Source organism: Pelomonas baiyunensis (assembly GCF_043555935.1).
GTDB lineage: Bacteria > Pseudomonadota > Gammaproteobacteria > Burkholderiales > Burkholderiaceae_C > Pelomonas > Pelomonas baiyunensis.
On the sequence record NZ_JBIGIB010000002.1, the window covers coordinates 709,909 to 725,921 of the forward strand.

The 16,013-nt window shown below is 66.6% G+C and carries 20 protein-coding genes; 16 read left to right on the plus strand and 4 right to left on the minus strand.

Annotated elements, in window-relative coordinates:
- The 7 genes from ACG01O_RS09620 (at position 1) to ACG01O_RS09650 (ending at position 5,533) form a co-directional block, all read left to right on the plus strand.
- On the plus strand, positions 1-699 hold the full coding sequence (locus ACG01O_RS09620; RefSeq protein WP_394383885.1) for an HdaA/DnaA family protein: 699 nt from the start codon (positions 1-3) through the stop codon (positions 697-699).
- Positions 680-1,348 carry a histidinol-phosphatase gene (locus ACG01O_RS09625; protein WP_394383887.1) on the plus strand — a complete coding sequence of 223 codons (669 nt, stop codon included), beginning with the start codon at positions 680-682 and terminating at the stop codon, positions 1,346-1,348. The genes ACG01O_RS09620 and ACG01O_RS09625 overlap by 20 nt, the downstream gene beginning before the upstream one ends.
- Positions 1,345-2,946 (plus strand): polynucleotide adenylyltransferase PcnB, encoded by a 1,602-nt coding sequence (gene pcnB / locus ACG01O_RS09630; RefSeq protein WP_394383888.1) that lies wholly within the window; start codon positions 1,345-1,347, stop codon positions 2,944-2,946. The genes ACG01O_RS09625 and pcnB overlap by 4 nt, the downstream gene beginning before the upstream one ends.
- Positions 2,943-3,419: a 2-amino-4-hydroxy-6-hydroxymethyldihydropteridine diphosphokinase gene (gene folK / locus ACG01O_RS09635; RefSeq protein WP_394383890.1), complete on the plus strand. Its 477-nt coding sequence runs from the start codon at positions 2,943-2,945 to the stop codon at positions 3,417-3,419. The genes pcnB and folK overlap by 4 nt, the downstream gene beginning before the upstream one ends.
- A 20-nt stretch (positions 3,420-3,439) precedes the next feature.
- Positions 3,440-3,796 (plus strand): DMT family protein, encoded by a 357-nt coding sequence (locus ACG01O_RS09640; protein WP_394383892.1) that lies wholly within the window; start codon positions 3,440-3,442, stop codon positions 3,794-3,796.
- Between the two features lie 69 nt (positions 3,797-3,865).
- A complete protein-coding gene (locus ACG01O_RS09645; protein WP_394383893.1) occupies positions 3,866-4,513 on the plus strand; it encodes a DUF47 domain-containing protein in 648 nt (215 codons plus the stop codon).
- Positions 4,514-4,522: 9 nt separating this feature from the next.
- Entirely contained in the window at positions 4,523-5,533 is a 1,011-nt protein-coding gene (locus ACG01O_RS09650) for an inorganic phosphate transporter (RefSeq protein ID WP_394383895.1), read from the plus strand.
- On the opposite strand, the gene ACG01O_RS09655 is transcribed toward ACG01O_RS09650, so the two are convergent.
- Positions 5,527-5,952, minus strand: a complete 426-nt coding sequence (locus ACG01O_RS09655) for an NINE protein (RefSeq protein WP_394383897.1) — start codon at positions 5,950-5,952, stop codon at positions 5,527-5,529. The genes ACG01O_RS09650 and ACG01O_RS09655 overlap by 7 nt on opposite strands.
- Positions 5,949-6,494 (minus strand): GNAT family N-acetyltransferase, encoded by a 546-nt coding sequence (locus ACG01O_RS09660; protein WP_394383900.1) that lies wholly within the window; start codon positions 6,492-6,494, stop codon positions 5,949-5,951. The genes ACG01O_RS09655 and ACG01O_RS09660 overlap by 4 nt, the downstream gene beginning before the upstream one ends.
- A gap of 177 nt (positions 6,495-6,671) precedes the next feature.
- On the opposite strand from ACG01O_RS09660, the gene rpsP reads away from it, so the two are divergent.
- From rpsP to ACG01O_RS09705, 9 genes are all read left to right on the plus strand, one after another.
- Complete coding sequence (gene rpsP, locus ACG01O_RS09665) at positions 6,672-6,941, plus strand: 30S ribosomal protein S16 (protein WP_394383902.1); 270 nt, start codon at positions 6,672-6,674, stop codon at positions 6,939-6,941.
- Positions 6,942-7,037: 96 nt separating this feature from the next.
- Positions 7,038-7,553, plus strand: coding sequence for a ribosome maturation factor RimM (gene rimM / locus ACG01O_RS09670; protein ID WP_394383903.1), 516 nt, complete (start codon positions 7,038-7,040; stop codon positions 7,551-7,553).
- Positions 7,554-7,565: 12 nt separating this feature from the next.
- Positions 7,566-8,318: a tRNA (guanosine(37)-N1)-methyltransferase TrmD gene (gene trmD / locus ACG01O_RS09675; protein ID WP_394383905.1), complete on the plus strand. Its 753-nt coding sequence runs from the start codon at positions 7,566-7,568 to the stop codon at positions 8,316-8,318.
- Positions 8,319-8,449: 131 nt separating this feature from the next.
- The gene (gene rplS, locus ACG01O_RS09680) at positions 8,450-8,803 is read left to right on the plus strand and encodes a 50S ribosomal protein L19 (protein ID WP_394383907.1); all 354 of its coding nucleotides are present in this window, start codon (positions 8,450-8,452) and stop codon (positions 8,801-8,803) included.
- Between the two features lie 120 nt (positions 8,804-8,923).
- Positions 8,924-9,607 (plus strand): CoA pyrophosphatase, encoded by a 684-nt coding sequence (locus tag ACG01O_RS09685; RefSeq protein WP_394383909.1) that lies wholly within the window; start codon positions 8,924-8,926, stop codon positions 9,605-9,607.
- Between the two features lie 23 nt (positions 9,608-9,630).
- Positions 9,631-10,620: a CobD/CbiB family protein gene (locus tag ACG01O_RS09690; RefSeq protein WP_394383911.1), complete on the plus strand. Its 990-nt coding sequence runs from the start codon at positions 9,631-9,633 to the stop codon at positions 10,618-10,620.
- A gap of 12 nt (positions 10,621-10,632) precedes the next feature.
- On the plus strand, positions 10,633-11,661 hold the full coding sequence (gene cobT, locus ACG01O_RS09695) for a nicotinate-nucleotide--dimethylbenzimidazole phosphoribosyltransferase (protein WP_394383913.1): 1,029 nt from the start codon (positions 10,633-10,635) through the stop codon (positions 11,659-11,661).
- Positions 11,662-11,664: 3 nt separating this feature from the next.
- Positions 11,665-12,426: an adenosylcobinamide-GDP ribazoletransferase gene (cobS, locus tag ACG01O_RS09700; RefSeq protein ID WP_394383915.1), complete on the plus strand. Its 762-nt coding sequence runs from the start codon at positions 11,665-11,667 to the stop codon at positions 12,424-12,426.
- A 19-nt stretch (positions 12,427-12,445) separates the two neighbouring features.
- Positions 12,446-12,979 carry a histidine phosphatase family protein gene (locus ACG01O_RS09705; RefSeq protein WP_394383917.1) on the plus strand — a complete coding sequence of 178 codons (534 nt, stop codon included), beginning with the start codon at positions 12,446-12,448 and terminating at the stop codon, positions 12,977-12,979.
- Here the strand turns inward: ACG01O_RS09705 and ACG01O_RS09710 are convergent.
- A complete protein-coding gene (locus ACG01O_RS09710) occupies positions 12,954-14,954 on the minus strand; it encodes a S9 family peptidase (RefSeq protein ID WP_394383919.1) in 2,001 nt (666 codons plus the stop codon). The genes ACG01O_RS09705 and ACG01O_RS09710 overlap by 26 nt on opposite strands.
- A 148-nt stretch (positions 14,955-15,102) precedes the next feature.
- The gene (locus tag ACG01O_RS09715; protein ID WP_394383920.1) at positions 15,103-15,981 is read right to left on the minus strand and encodes a Tim44 domain-containing protein; all 879 of its coding nucleotides are present in this window, start codon (positions 15,979-15,981) and stop codon (positions 15,103-15,105) included.
- Between the last annotated feature and the right edge of the window lie 32 nt (positions 15,982-16,013).

The following is a 16,013-nucleotide window of genomic DNA, read 5'->3' on the forward strand; positions in this document are numbered from 1 at the left end:
ATGCGGCAGATTCCTTTGGCGCTGCTCGCGCCACCCGCTCATAGCTTTGAGAATTTCCTGCCCGGCGCAAACGCCGAGGCCGTGGCCTACCTGCTCGGCCTGGCGCCGGGTGACCCGCCGGTGTTGCTGTGGGGGCCTACCGGCTCCGGCAAGACGCATCTGCTGCAGGGCCTGGCTGAGCGTTGGCAAGCCGCCGGCCAGCGTGTGGCCTGGTACGACGCCGACACGCCGTTGCCCTGGGAGCTGCCGGCCCACGAAAGCTTGCTGCTGCTGGATGACTGCCAGCGTTTCGATGCCGGGCAGCAGCACGCAGCGTTCGCGTTGTTCGTGGCCTCGGCGGGGCAGGGCTACAACGTCGTGGCCACGGCGGACGCGCCAGCCGTGGACCTGCCGCTGCGCGAAGACCTGCGCACGCGCCTGGGTTGGGGGCCGAGCTTCGCCCTGGAGCCGCTGCGGGAAGCCGAAATGCGCGCCGCATTGCGGCGGGAGGCCGATCGCCGTGGCTTGCTGCTGGGCGACGATGTGCTGTCGTACCTGCTCACCCGATTCGAGAGAAACCTCAAAGGCCTGATGGCCCTGCTGGAGCGGCTGGATGCCTTCGCCCTGGCCAACAAGCGGGCGCTCACGCTGCCCCTGTTGAAGGCCATGCTGGCCGATGAAAAGATGGAAGCGGACCCTGATGAACCTGACACTGTTTGACCTGGACGGGACGCTCATCCCGATGGATTCCGACCATGCCTTCGGTGGCTTCATGGTCGACGTGGGCTGGGTGGACCGCGAGGCCTGGGGGGCACGCAACGATGAGTTCTTCGCCCAGTACAACGCCGGCACCCTGAACCTGCCGGCCTACATCGACTTCGCCACCTCGGCCTGGCGTGCGCGACCGTTGGCCGAGGCGTTGGCGATGCGCGAGCGTTTCATGGCCGAGGTGATGCGGCCGGCGCTGCAACCCCAGGCCAAGGCCTTGATCGAGCAGCATCGTGCGGCCGGCGACTTGATGGCCATCGTCACGGCAACCAACGTGTTCGTGACGGAGCCGATCGCCGAAGCCTTCGGCGTGGAGCACCTGATTGCCGTCAACCTCGCGCGTGACGCGCAGGGCTGCTACACCGGTCAAATCGACGGCGTGCCAAGCTTCCGCGAGGGCAAGATCGAACGCGTCCATGCGTGGCTGCAAGGGCAGGGGGCACAATGGTCGGACTTCGAGCGGATCACTTTTTACAGTGATTCCACGAACGATCTCCCCTTGCTTGAACGGGTCAGCCACCCCGTGGCCACCAACCCCAGCCCCTCTCTGGCCAAGATTGCCACCGAGCGGGGGTGGGCCCAGTTGCAACTCTTCGCATGATCAAGAAGTTCATCGACAAACTGCTCGGCAAGCCGGCGACGGCCGGCGGCAAAAAGGGCAACCCGCTCGGTCAACGGGTGGAGGTGCCAGCCGAGGTGCATGGCATCAACCCGGACCTGCTCGACGACCGGGCCGTCAAAGTCGTCAAGACGTTGACCGACGCGGGTTTCGAGGCCTATATCGTGGGCGGCGCGGTGCGCGACCTGCTGCTGGGCCTGCGGCCGAAAGACTTCGACGTCGCCACCAACGCCACGCCGGAGCAGGTCAAGGGCCTGTTCCGCCGCGCTTTCATCATCGGCCGACGCTTCCGTATCGTGCATGTGGTGTACGGCCGGGGGCGTGAGCACGAGGTGATCGAGGTGTCGACCTTCCGTGCCTTGCCGACGGAATCCGAAGCCGTGCAGGGCAACGAGAAAACGGCCAAGGGGGCGCTCGATGGCAAGTCCCATGCGGTGGATGCCAGCGGCCGCGTGCTGCGGGACAACGTGTGGGGCCCCCAGGTGGAAGACGCGGCTCGGCGTGACTACACCGTCAACGCGATGTACTACGACCCGCAGCGCCGTTTGGTGGTGGATTACCACGGCGGGCTGGCTGACGCCAAAGCCAAGTTGCTGCGCATGATCGGCGACCCGGAGACCCGCTACCGCGAAGACCCTGTGCGCATCATCCGTGCGGTGCGTTTCGCGGCCAAGCTGGGTTTTGCGGTCGAGGCCAAGACGCTCGCGCCCATCCGCAGTTCGGCGGCTTTGTTGGCCAACGTGCCGGCGTCCCGCTTGTTCGACGAAATGATCAAGCTGCTCCAAACCGGGCACAGCCTGGCCAGCTTGGAGCAGCTGAAGAAACTCGGACTGGCTCGCGGCGTGTTTCCCGTGCTGGACGCGATGTTGACGCCCGAGGGGGACCTGCCGGCTGGCACGCGCGGCGAGTTCATTCGTCAGGCGTTTGAAGACACCGATCGCCGCGTGGCCGATGGGCGTGGCGTGAGCCCCAGCTTCATGCTGGCCTGCATGTTGTGGCACGAGGTGCTGGACCGCTGGACGCAGACCCGCGCCGCAGGCGAGGCACCGGTGCCGGCTCTGTCGCAGGCGATTGACGGCGTGTTCGATGCGCGCATCGGCGACATTTCCGGTCGCGGCAAGCTCGCGGCGGACATGCGCGAGATTTGGATGATGCAAACCCGCTTCGAGCGCCGCAGCGGTTCGGGCGTGTTCAGCCTGGTGGAGCAGCCTCGCTACCGGGCCGGCTTCGATTTCCTGCGCCTGCGGGCCGATGTGGGCGAGGTGGACCCCGCACTGGCGGACTGGTGGGAAGACTTCGCGCTGGGCAGCGACGACGACCGTCAGGCCTTGCTGGCCGATGCGCGTGCCAGTCAGCAGCGCGGGCCACGCGCTGTGCGTGCGCCTCGCGCGGCGGCGTCGTCCCAAGGAGCTTCCAGCACGCCGGACACGGATGGTGACGGTGGCGCACCCGATGACGGTGAAATCGACGCTGACGGGGCGTCGCCTGCCCGCAAGCGCCGTCGTCGCCGCCGCAAGCCGGCCGGTGCGGGTGGTGGCAATGCCGGCGGCGCGCCCGCGGGCGGGTCGTCGGGCGAGTGAGCACGCGGGCCTACGTCGGCCTGGGGGCCAACTTGGGTGGCGATCTGCGCCAGACCTTGCTCAGCGCGGTGGGCGCACTGGATGCGCTCCCGCAAACGCGGCTGGCCGCGGTGTCCAGCGCTTGGCGCAGCGCACCGGTCGATGCCGGCGGGCCTGATTTTTTGAATGCGGTCGCGGCACTGGACACGGACCTGGAGCCCTTGGCGCTGCTGGATGCCTTGCAAGGCATTGAACTGGCGCACGGGCGAGAGCGTCCGTATCGCAACGCGCCGCGCACCTTGGACCTGGATCTGCTGGCCTACGGTGACGTCACGCTGGACACGCCGCGCCTGACCTTGCCTCATCCGAGGGTGGCTGAACGCGCATTCGTGTTGCGCCCCTTGTGGGAATTGGCGCCTGGCATGTGGGCGCAACCTGCGGACGGTGCATGGGCGTCGCAGCGCATTGAATGCTGCGGCCCCCTGCTGGGCTGAGACCCGAGGAAGGAATCGCGATGTTTTCTGGCGTGGCAGGTTGGCAGACGGTGGGGCTGCTGCTGCTGTCCAACGTCTTCATGACGTTCGCGTGGTACGGGCACTTGAAAGGCCTGTCGACCAAGGCTTGGTGGGTCGCAGCCTTGATCAGCTGGGGCATTGCGCTGTTCGAGTACCTGCTTCAAGTGCCGGCCAATCGCATTGGCCACGGGGCGGGGTTCAGCCTCGCGCAGCTCAAGATCACGCAGGAAGTCATCACGCTGGCCGTGTTCGTTCCGTTCAGCGTGTACTTCATGGGCGAGCCCATGAAGCTGGACTTTCTCTGGGCTGCGATGTGTTTGATGGGGGCGGTCTACTTCGTGTTCCGTTCGGCGTGATGACGGTCGCGTGAACAATTCGTGACAGGCCCGGTAAACTCCGCGCCTTCCCGAAATCCAAGGACGGCCATGTTGTTTGGCAAGCTGCTGCCCCGTGAGGGCAATTTTTTTGAGCTCTTCAATGAGCATGGTGGGTTCATCCTCGAAGGCGCGCGCGCTTTCCAGAAGATGATCGAGAACTACGCCGACCCGGTGCTGCGCCAGCAACATGCCGACGAGGTCGACAAGGCCGAGCATGCAGCCGATCGCGTCACCGCTGAAGTGAATCGCCTGCTGCATCGCACCTTCATCACGCCCATCGACCGCGAGCAGATTCACAGCCTGATCAACGCGATGGACGACATCCTGGACCTGCTCCAGGACTCGTCGGAAACGCTGTCGCTGTACGACGTGCGGGCCGTGCCCGAGCAGGTGCTGCAACTGGCGACCCTGTCGGTGCGCTGCTGCGAGCGCGTGCAGCATGCCGTGACGCTGCTGCCCAACCTCAGCAAGCCGGCCACCACCGAGGCGGCGCTGAAGACCTGTGAAGAGATCGACCGCCTCGAGTCGGACGCCGACCGCGTGATGCGTGCGGCCATGTCGCGCCTGTTCCGCGAACAGGAAGACGTGCGCGAGCTCATCAAGCTCAAGGCAATCTACGAGCAGCTGGAATCGATCTCCGACCGTTGCGAGGACGTGGCCAACCTGATCGAGGGCATCGTCCTCGAGAACTCCTGATCCCCGCCCATGGCATCCGCTGAGATTGCCTTTTGGGTGGTGGCACTGCTGGTGGTGCTGGCCCTGCTGTTCGACTTCATGAACGGCTTTCACGATGCGGCCAATTCGATCGCGACCGTGGTGTCCACGGGTGTGCTCAAGCCGCAGCAGGCTGTGCTGTTCGCTGCGTTTTTCAACGTGGTGGCGATTGCCTTTTTCCAATTGAAGGTGGCGGCCACCATTGGCAAGGGCATTGTTGAGCCCGGTGTCGTGGATCACCACGTCGTGTTCGGCGCGCTGATTGGCGCGATCGCATGGAACGCGATCACCTGGTGGTGGGGCATTCCTTCCAGCTCGTCCCATGCATTGATTGGCGGCATTGCCGGCGCAGTGGTCGCAAAGGCGGGGCCGTCGGCGTTGGTCGCAGGGGGCATTGGCAAGACCGTGGCGTTCATCATCGTCTCGCCGCTGTTGGGCTATTTGCTTGGCTCGCTGATGATGGTGATCGTGGCCTGGGTTTGCCGCCGCAAATCGCCCCTGCGGATTGATCGCTGGTTCCGGCGTCTGCAGTTGGTGTCGGCCGGGCTGTACAGCCTGGGGCACGGTGGCAACGACGCGCAGAAGACCATCGGCCTGATCTGGATGCTGTTGATCGCGGCCGGCATGGTCAGCGCCGGAGATAAGGCGCCCCCGAACTGGGTCATCGTGGCCTGTTATGTCGCCATCGGTCTGGGCACGATGTTCGGCGGCTGGCGGATCGTTCAGACCATGGGCCAGCGCATCACCAAGCTCAAGCCGGTGGGCGGCTTCTGCGCCGAAACGGGGGGGGCGATCACGCTGTTCCTCGCCACGGCCATGGGCGTGCCGGTGTCCACCACCCACACCATCACCGGCGCCATCGTCGGCGTGGGTTCTGTGCAGCGCCCGTCAGCGGTTCGCTGGGGCGTGGCTGGAAGCATCGTGTGGGCTTGGATCTTCACGATCCCGGCCGCCGCGTTGATGGCAGCCATCTGCTACTGGATCAGCTTCGCGCTCTATTGAGCCAGCTGTGACTCGAAGTAGCGCTGCGCGCTGAAGGCGATGGTCGCCATCAGCGTGGTGCCGCCCAGGAAGAGGCAGAGCACCACGCCAATGATGGCCGGCCAGCCGCCCGCAGAGGCCTCGCGTCCGCCGTTGTGGCGCTCGTTCCACCGCTCGTCGGGGGTGAGGCCGTAAACGATGCCGCTCAGGAGCGCCGCCACCAGGCTGGCGCCCAGCAGCGGAATCAGCACCCAGGCCAGGCGGTCGTCTTGACCAAGATGCTGCATGCGTTGCATGCCGATCAGGCCGAGGATCGTGGGCAACGGGTAGGCCCATGCCCAGCGATCCCGCCATCCGTGCAGGTAAAACCGGTGGGCGCCGAGGCTGCCGAACACGAGCGCCAGCCAGGTGGCAATGGCTTTGTGCTTGACGGGTTTCATGCGGGCTCACCGGTGTCGCCGCGTCCCAAGGGGCGCTGCATCAGCACCACGTCGAGCCAGCGGCCGAATTTCCATCCGGCACTTTTCAGCACGCCCGTGTGCTCAAAGCCCAAGGCGGTGTGAACGCCGATGGAGCCGGCGTTTTGGGCATCACCGATCACGGCCAGCATTTGGCGAGCCCCAGCGGCTTCGCACCGGGCGATCAGCTCGGCCAGCAGCAAGCGGCCAACACCTTGCCCCTGGGCATCTGGGGCGAGGTAGATCGAATCTTCAATGCAATACCGGTAGGCCATGCGCGGCCGGAAGTAGTTGCCATAGGCATAGCCCAGCACTTGGCCACCTCGTTCGGCGACCAGCCAGGGCAATTGGCGCCCCAACACTTCCTGGCGCCGCCGGCCCATCTCTTCCACGGTAGGTACTTCCGTTTCAAAAGTCCCAGTGCCGTGTTGGACTGCGCGGGCGTAAATGGCTTGAATGGCGACCAGGTCGTCGTCGGTGCTGGGACGAATGGTGAGGGCAGGGCCGGAAGCGGCAGAGGTCATGGTGAGATGGGACTATTCCAGAGGCGTCAAGCGAGTTTATAATGCTGGGTTTTGGCGCTGGTCGCAGATGGCTGCGGCGTATCTACAGTGCCTCCCCCGGCAGGGGTTTCTGCCATTCGACTTGATCGCTCTTGAGTGTCTCCTCGTGCGGTGGTCGCCCAATTTTTAGGAAACATCATGGTTGTCATTCGTCTCGCTCGTGGCGGCTCCAAGAAGCGCCCCTTCTACAACATCGTCGTGGCCAACAGCAGCCAGCGCCGTGACGGCCGCTTCATCGAGCGCGTGGGTTTCTACAACCCCGTGGCCTCCGGCGCTGCCGAAAAGCTGCGCGTTCAGCAAGACCGCGTGAGCTACTGGATCGGTGTCGGCGCCCAGCTGTCGCCGACCGTGGCCCGCCTGGTGGGCGAAGCCAAGGCTGCTGCCGTGGCCCCCGCTGCCGCTGCCTGATTGAGCGTGGCAGGCAACAAGCCTCAGAAAGACGGCGCTTCGGCGCCGTCTTTTGCTTCTGGCGCCACTTCGGCTTGGCCGGATGATTTGATCCAAGTGGGCCGCATCCTGGATGCCTGGGGCATCAAGGGTTGGTTCAAGGTCCAGGCCTACTCCACCGATGCGGATGCGCTGTTCAACGCCAAACAGTGGTTCTTGAAGAGCGACGGACCCAAGCCGGGGCAGCGCACCTTGAAGATCCTGTCTGTGCGTGAGCACGGCGAGGGCATCGTGGCCAGTGCCGAAGGTGTGGAAGACCGCAACGCGGCCGAAGCGCTGCGGGGCTGGGAACTCTGGATCTCCCGCGCCGATTTCCCCCGTGCTGGCGATGGTGAGTACTACTGGGTTGATTTGATCGGCCTGGACGTCATCAACCGCGAAGGCCAGGCCTTGGGCCAGGTCATCGGCCTGATCGACACCGGCGCGCATGCCGTCCTGCGCATCTTGCCGCCAGGCATTCAGCAACCCGCCAAACCTGACCAAGAGCGACTGATTCCGTTCGTGGACGCGTTCCTGGACGGCGTGGATCTGGCGGCTCGCCAGATTCGGGTTGACTGGGGTCTGGACTACTGACGCGCGGTCGTCATGCGGTTTGACGTTCTCACGCTGTTCCCGGCGCTGTTTGCGCCTCACCTGACGCACGGCGTGACCCGCCGCGCGTTTGAGAGCAAGCAGGTCGACGTTCGGCTGTGGCCGCTGCGTGATTTCGCGGAAGACGCGTACCGGCGTGTCGACGACCGGACGTACGGCGGCGGCCCGGGCATGGTGATGCTGGCTGAGCCGCTGGAGCGTGCGTTGGCGGCCATCCGCAGCGACCGGGCCGAGGCGGCGCCCGAGGTCATCCACTTTTCGCCGACTGGTGCACGCATCGATCAAGCCTGCCTGCTGGCCTTGGCGCAAGGGCCTGGCGCCATCTTGCTGTGCGGTCGTTACGAGGGCATCGACCAGCGGGTGCTGGACCGGCATGTCACGCGTGAACTGAGCCTGGGCGACTTTGTGTTGTCCGGCGGCGAGTTGCCCGCGCTGGCGTTGCTGGATGGTGTGGCACGTCTGCAGGACGGCGTGTTGGGCGATGCGCAGTCGCACCTGCAGGACAGCTTCTCCGATGGGCTGCTGGACTGCCCGCATTACAGCCGTCCCGAAGTGCTGCCGGACGGCCGCGAGGTGCCCAAAGTGCTGCTGTCGGGCCATCACGCTGACATCCGCAAGTGGCGCCGCGAGCAGTCGCTTGCCCTCACCGCAGCGCGGCGGCCGGACCTGATCGTCGCTGCCCGCGAGGCGGGGCGGTTGTCCAAAGCGGACGAAGCGTTTTTGGCCAAAACTGGACAGAAACCCTAGGTGCGTGCTACATTGATGGGCTGTCCGGTCCTCTGGCAGGTTGAGTGAAGTGCGCGATGGGCTTGGCCCGTTCGGTGCGCTTTGCAAACCCAACCGATAAATAGCAGCCTGCCAAGATCCCAGGAGTACAGATGAACCTGATCCAAACCCTCGAGCAAGAAGAAATTGCTCGCCTGAACAAGACGATTCCCTCGTTCGCCCCTGGCGACACCGTGATCGTGAGCGTGAACGTCGTTGAAGGCACCCGCAAGCGCGTGCAGGCCTACGAAGGCGTCGTGATTGCCAAGCGCAACCGCGGCCTGAACAGCAGCTTCATCGTTCGCAAGATGTCGAGCGGCGAAGGCGTGGAGCGTACGTTCCAGCTGTACAGCCCGCTGATCGCTTCGATCGAAGTGAAGCGCCGCGGCGATGTGCGTCGCGCCAAGCTGTACTACCTCCGCGATCGTTCGGGCAAGTCGGCTCGCATCAAGGAAAAGCTGGCCTGAGCACGCGCCTGAGGTGGTGGACGCTCGGTTCATGCCGTCGTCCACGCCCGGAGCATCGGCCCTGTGCCGCCACAAGCCGCCTGGAGCATCGCTCTTGGCGGCTTTTGTTTTTTGTCCTGCATGAACCGCCCTGTCATCACCCAGCCGCAGTTGGCGCCGGTCACGCATGTGGACACGCAACTCCCAGCCGTCCAGCCTGATGGGCTGACGGTGGCGGCCATCCGTCAACGCTTGGCGAACCGGGGCGGGTGGACGCCTGAGTTCACCGGCGATGGTGCCCGGTTCACCGATCGGTCGCCGGCCGGGGCCGCGGTGCTGATGCCGTTGGTTCAACGCCCGGACGGTTTGCGACTGCTGCTGACTCGTCGCACCGACCACCTTCGCGACCATGCCGGGCAGATCAGCTTTCCCGGTGGGCGCACCGAGCCGGAAGATGCCAGCCCGGTGGAGACGGCGCTGCGCGAGACGGAGGAAGAGGTCGGTCTGAGCCGTCGCCACATCGACGTGGTGGGCGCCTTGCCCATCTATGCCACCGTGACCGCGTTCCAGGTCACGCCCGTCGTGGGTGTCGTGACACCGCCGTTCACGCTGGCACCAGATCCGGCGGAAGTCGCCGAGGTGTTCGAGGTGCCGCTGGCGTTCCTCATGAACCCGGCCCACCACCGCCATCACCAGTTCTCGTTCGGCGGGGTGGAGCGACGCTTCCTGTCGATGCCCTGGGCTGGGCCGGAGCGCGAGTACTTCATCTGGGGCGCGACGGCGGCGATGTTGCGCAACTTCTACCGGCTGCTCAGCGACGGCTGAGGGCGCCACTATCATCCCGGCCCATGAATTTCTTTGCGGTGCTGCTGGCTCTGCTGTGCGAGCAACTCAAGCCCCTCAGGCATGGCAACCGGGTCCACCAGTCGGTGATCGGCTGGGTGCGCTGGACCGGGCGCAACTTTGACGCGGGCGACGAACACCACGCCCTGCTCGTCTGGTGCATCACCGTGCTGGTGCCTGGGCTGGTGGTGGCCGCGATTTACCTCACGCTGCGCCACTTCAGCCTGCTGCTGGCGCTGTCACTGGACGTGCTGGTGCTGTACCTCACCTTGGGGTTCCGGCAATTCAGCCACTACTTCACCGACATCCGCGACGCGCTGGACCGCGGCGACGACGCCACCGCGCGGCAGCTGCTGGCCGAATGGCGGCACCTTGACGCCAGCGAACTGCCGCGCACCGAGCTCATTCGGCATGTGATCGAGCACTCTCTGCTGGCCGCCCACCGCCATGTTTTTGGCGTGTTTTTCTGGTTCGTCGTGTGCTCGACGCTGGGGCTCGGCCCGGCCGGGGCGGTGGTGTACCGCATGGCGGAGTTCGCCGGGCGCTACTGGGCGTTCAAGAGCCGCACGCTGGATGCACCCACCAACCCGAAGCTGCTGGCCTTGTCCCGGCAGGCGTTCAGCAGCATCGACCACCTGCCTGCGCGTCTCACTGCAACCGGCTTTGCCATCGTCGGCAACTTTGAAGAAGCGGTGAACGGCTGGCGCCGCGACGCCTCGCTGTGGATGCACGCCAACGAAGGCATCATCCTCGCGTCTGCGGCAGGCGCAGTGGGTCTCCAACTGGGCGGTGCTGCAGCGCCGGGCATCACGCCGGACCGCAGCAAAACCTTCGACGCCGGCTCTGAGCCCGACGCCACCGGCGCGGCGGGGTCCACAGCCGGCGCGCTGCCGCAACTGGGGCACCTCCAAAGCGTGGTGGGCCTGGTGTGGCGTTCCGTCGTGCTGTGGATGCTGCTGCTGGCGCTGCTGACCCTGGCCAATCTCGTCGGCTGACACCGACCCTCCATGATGAATTTTCCTGAGCTGCCTTTGCTGGCGGAGCCCGGCCTCGCCGCGCGCGTGCAACACCTGTTGGACCACAAAACCAAGCCGCTCGGCGCGCTGGGGCGCATCGAATCTCTGGCTTTGCAGATCGCGCTGATTCAGGGGGTGGAGAAGCCTCAGCTGGCCGACCCGCAGTTGGTGGTGTTTGCGGCCGATCACGGCGTGTCGCGTCGCGGGGTGTCGGCTTATCCGCGTGAGGTCACACCGCAAATGGTGGCCAATATGCTGGCCGGCGGCGCGGCGGTGTCGGTGCTGGCCCGGCAGCACGGCCTGACGCTGTCGATTGCCGACTGCGGCGTCGATGCTCCGCTCGCGCGCGGCGCACTCGATTTGCGCATCGGCCCGGGCACCGGCGATGTGACGGCGGGGCCGGCGATGACGGTGGACCAGGCCACGCAGGCCTTGCGCAACGGCATGGTCCTGGTGGAGCGGCTGCCCGGCAATGCGCTCCTGCTGGGTGAAATGGGCATCGGCAACACCTCCGCGGCCAGTTTGTTGATGCAGCGCTTGACTGGCTTGTCGCTGACCGATTGCGTCGGCCGTGGCACGGGCTTGGACGATGCGGGCGTGGCCCGCAAGGTGGCGGTGTTGGGCGAGGCGCTGGAGCGCCATGCCGGTGCGCAGTCGCCGCTGGACATCGCAGCCGCACTCGGCGGGCTCGAGATCGTGACCATGGCAGGCAGCGTCATTGCCGCGGCGGCCCAGCGTCGCGTGGTGCTGGTGGACGGCTTCATCACCACGGCTGCCGTGGCGCTGGCGCAGGCGCTGTGCCCGGGCGTGCTGCAGGCCTGTGTGTTTGCGCACCGCTCGGCGGAAGGGCCGCACAGCCGTTGGCTGGCCCATTGGGGCGTGAAGCCTTTGCTGGATCTGGATTTGCGCCTGGGCGAAGGCAGCGGTGCCGCACTGGCGTGGCCTCTGCTGCCGGCCGCCTGCGCCTTGCTAGCCGACATGGCCAGCTTTGAAAGCGCGGGCGTCAGCAACCGCGAGTAAGCCGTGCGCCTGTTCTGGGTCGCCCTGCAGTTCCTGACCCGCTTGCCGGTGCGCTTGAGCCGCTTCGAGCCGGCCTGGTTGAACGACTGCGTGCGGCATTTCCCGCTGGTGGGTGCCCTGGTGGGTGCTGTTGGCGCTGCGGTGTTGATTGGCGCTGCGCAGTGCTGGCCCGCGTGGGTGGCGGCGGTGCTGGCCTTGACAGCCACCGTGATGCTGACCGGCGGCTTCCATGAAGACGGGCTGGCCGACACCTTCGATGCGCTGGGCGGCGTGGTCACGCGCGACAAGGCGCTGACCATCATGAAGGACTCCCGCATCGGCAGCTACGGGGCCTTGGCCATGGGCCTGTCGTTATTGCTGCGGGCCACCTTGCTGGCGGTGCTGGCCGCCCGGCCTTTGGCGGGCGCGGCCGTCGCAGTCGTCATCAGCCATGCGTGGGCTCGGGCCGCGGCGGTGGGCGTGATGGTGACGCTGCCCTATGGCGGCGACATCGACCACGCCAAGGCCAAGCCGCTGGCACTGGCCGTGGCGCCCAGGAACTTCGTCATCGCGCTGGGTTGGTGCGGCCTGTTGGCTGCTGCGGCGTGGGCCTGGGGTGTGCCCGCGGTGCGTTTGCTGCTGGCGGCCGGCGCGGCAGCTGTCGCCGCGATGTGCATGCGCCATTGGCTGCAGCGGCGCGTGGGCGGCTACACCGGCGATGGCTTGGGTGCGACCGAGCAGCTGGCGGAAATCGCCGTGCTGCTGGCTTTCACGGCTGCCCTGTGAGGGGCGTGGCTTGACGGCGATGCTCACCATCTGGCGCCACCCGCGCCCGATCGGGGCGACAGGGCGGTGTATCGGTGCGCGCACCGACCTGCCGGTGGACCCTCGCAAGGCCAAGCGCCTCGCGCATCGCATCCGCGCCCATGCACGACGGCAGGGCCTGCCTCGCGACGTGGTGACGTCGCCGCTTCGCCGTGCCGCCGACGTGGGCCGGTGGCTGCAGCGTTGGGGCTTTCGTTGGCGGGTGGACGCTGCGCTGCGCGAAATGGACTTCGGCGACTGGGATGGCTGCCGCTGGGAGCAGATTCCCCCAACGGCTTTCGACGCCTGGATGACCGATTTCAACGGCTTTGGATTTGGCCCGGGCGAGTGCCTGCGCGAGTTGATGGCGCGGGCCGCCACGTGGCAGCCGCCGTGTGCCTTGGCCGTGGGCCACGCCGGCTGGATCACCGCTCGCCTTTGGGCTGCCCAGCAAAAAGGCCAGGTGCCAACCGCGGCGACCTGGCCTGTGCCGTTGGGCTACGCCCAGGCTACTTCAACACCGTTTGCTTCATGAAGAGCACGGTGGCGTAGAACTGGTAGTCCTGGTTGTCCTTCTTCTGGAAGCCGTGCCCTTCGTTCTCGGCGCGCAGGTACCAAACCGGCGTGCCGCCTTGGCGCACCGTGGCGACGATCTGCTCGGCTTCCGTGTAAGGCACGCGCGGGTCGTTCTTGCCTTGCACCACGAACAGCGGCTTCTTGATCTTGGCCGCATTGGTCAGCGGTGAGATCTTCTCCAGGTGGGCACGCATGGCCGGGTCGCGTTCGTCGCCGTATTCCACGCGGCGCAGGTCACGCCGGTAGCTTTCCGTGTTGTTCAGGAAGGTCACGAAGTGCGAGATGCCCACCACGTCAATGGCCCCTGCAATGCGGTCGGCGTAGTGCGTGGACACGGCCAGCGTCATGTAGCCGCCGTAGCTGCCGCCCGTGACCAGCACCCGGGACGCGTCGAGGTTGGGCTGGGCGGCAATCCAGTCGAGCAGGGCGCCGATGTCCTTCACCGAATCTTCCCGCTTGAAGCCGTTGTCCATGGCCAGGAAGCTCTTGCCGTAGCCGCTGGAGCCGCGCACGTTGGGCTGGATCACGGCCATGCCGAGCTCTTGAACGAAGTAGGCATTGCGCCCCAGGAACCCGACGGTGGCCTGCGACTCCGGGCCGCCGTGGATGCTGATGAGCACCGGCCGCTTGCCGGAGAACGACTTGGGCGGCGTGGTCATCAGGCCGGAGATGGAGGTGCCGTCAAAACTCTTCCAGCGGATGATTTGCTGCTCGCTGAACCCGGAGGTGTCCATGCCCGGGGCGGCGGCCGCACGCGTCCATTGCTGCACTTCGCCGGTGGGCGCCATCGAGTAGATCTGGCTGGGGCCTTGGGCGTTGCTGATCGAGAAGGCCAGTTCCGCGCGCCCGTGGTGGTAAGACGCGCTGCCGATGTTGCCGGCCGGCAGCTTGCCGGGCAGCGGCAATTCCTGCGCGGTGGCCGCATCGAACAGGTGGAGTTCATCGCGCCCGTCGACGTTGAACTGAGCCGCCAGGCGGCTGCCGTCGTCGGTGAAGGTGACGCCGTTCAGGTCCCACGGAATGTGGGCGCTGATGCGATCCATGCGGCCGCTGGCCAGGTCCAACTTCATCAACTCTCGGAACTCGCCGGCGCGGTCGCTGGCCATCCACAGGTGGCGGCCGTCGGGCGACCAGCCCAGCGGTGCGTAGGTGGCCTTGGGCTCAGCCCGGCCGACGGCCGGGGCCACCTGCTTGGGCACGCCGCTGTCCAGGTCCAGCATCCAGATCTGCGATTCGTTGGCGGAGATGTAGCGGGTCAGCGAGATCAGGCGCTCGTCCGGCGAAGGCCGGCCTGCCGACCAGCCGCCGCCGTCCAGTTCCGCCAGTTTGCGGCGGCCTTCGGGCTTGAGCGGGTCCATCACCCACAGGGTCGTCGCGATCTGTGCTCGCGTGCCGCCCTGGGCCGTGCGGTCGATGGGCACGCTGGAGTAGATGAGCTGCCCGCTCTTGCGCAGCCAGGTATTGAAGGCGTTGCGCTCGTCCGGGCGGGTCAGCAGCACGGGCTGTGCGTCTGGCGCGTTCAGGGCCAGGCGGTAGAGCTGCCCGACCTCATTGCCACCAGTGGCCCGTTCGAACACGATGTACTGGCCGCTGCGGGGCTCGTAGGTGGCGCGGGTCACCGGGTCGGCGCCTTCGGTCAACTGCACGCCCTCGCTCATGGGCGCCGTCACGCGGAAGATTTGCGCCGTGTTGCCGCCGGCCTTGCGGTGGCTCACCAGCATTTCGCGCTGGGTGGGGTGCCAGTCGGCAAAGCTGTGGCCGCGGAAGTCGTTGTAGCGGCCGATGGAATCGGCCAGCGACTGCGGAACCGGCGGGATGCCTTGCACCACGAGGTTCGCGTTCGGCGCGACCACCGCGGTGGGGGTGGGGCTGCTGGCACAAGCCGCCAACAGGGCGGCGCTCAGGGCGCAGAAGGAGGAGCGGAGGGCGTTCATGGAGCGACTTCCAAAAAGTGACGATGGGCGCAAGAAAGAGGGGCGCAAAAAGGCAAAACCAAGGGCGCAAAAAAAGGCGCAAAAAAGGGCGCTGCAGGCGCCCATTTTCGGTGGGTCCGACCTCAGGTCGAACCCGCTGTGCCACAGGTCATGCCGTGGCTTGAATGCCGGCGATCAGCCAGGCGTCGCCGGATTGCACCAGGTGCCACACTTCATCGAACGGCGCCGCGGCTTGTTCACTCTCTTCGCGGATCAGCCCCCAGAAGCGCACGGACACGATGCGCTGGCCGTCTTCCGTGGCGACGTCGATCACTGCCGCGTCCAGTTGCAGCACATCGGTACGCTGCGCTTGCGAGCCGCGCTGCAGCAACTCCGTCTGGATGCTGGCAAACATCTGCGGCGTGGTGAAGCGGCGCAGGTCGGCCTGGTCGCCAGCGTCGTTGGCGGCTTGCAGGCGAATGAACACCTGCTTGGCGAGGGGCGTGAAGCCTGCGGCATCGAAATCCGCCGGCAACGGGCTGGCACCCGCGGCCTGGGCTTGGGTGGGCAGCGCGGCGCCGCCGGTGGAGGCGGGCGCCGGCGCGTTCCACGCGGGCTCGTCTCGCAGGCTCATGCCAGGGGCACCCGCAAGCGCAGGCTTGGGGGCCGCGAACTTGCGCATCAGGAAGCGGATGGCCACGAACGCGACCAGCGCGAGCAGCAGCAGGGTCATGAAGTTGGCCAACTCGCCGCCGAAGCCGAAGTGGCTGGCCAGCGCGGCCAAGCCCAAGCCAGCCGCCAGGCCCGCAATGGGGCCCAGCCACGAGCGCTTGGGCGCAGCGGCCGGGGCCGCAGGCGCGGGTGTGGCCGGCTTGGCCGGTGCGGCTTGTTGCGGCGCGGCGGGCTGCGCTGGCGGGGTTTGCGGTGCCGGTTGGGTGGGCACACTGCGTTTCATGCCTCCGTTCGACAGGCGCTTGGCCTGCACGTCCTGCACCGGCAGGGCAAGGGCAAGGACGGCGGCCAGGGTGACGGCAAGGATGCGCTTCACGTGAATCTCCAATGGGATGAGCGGGCCACCGA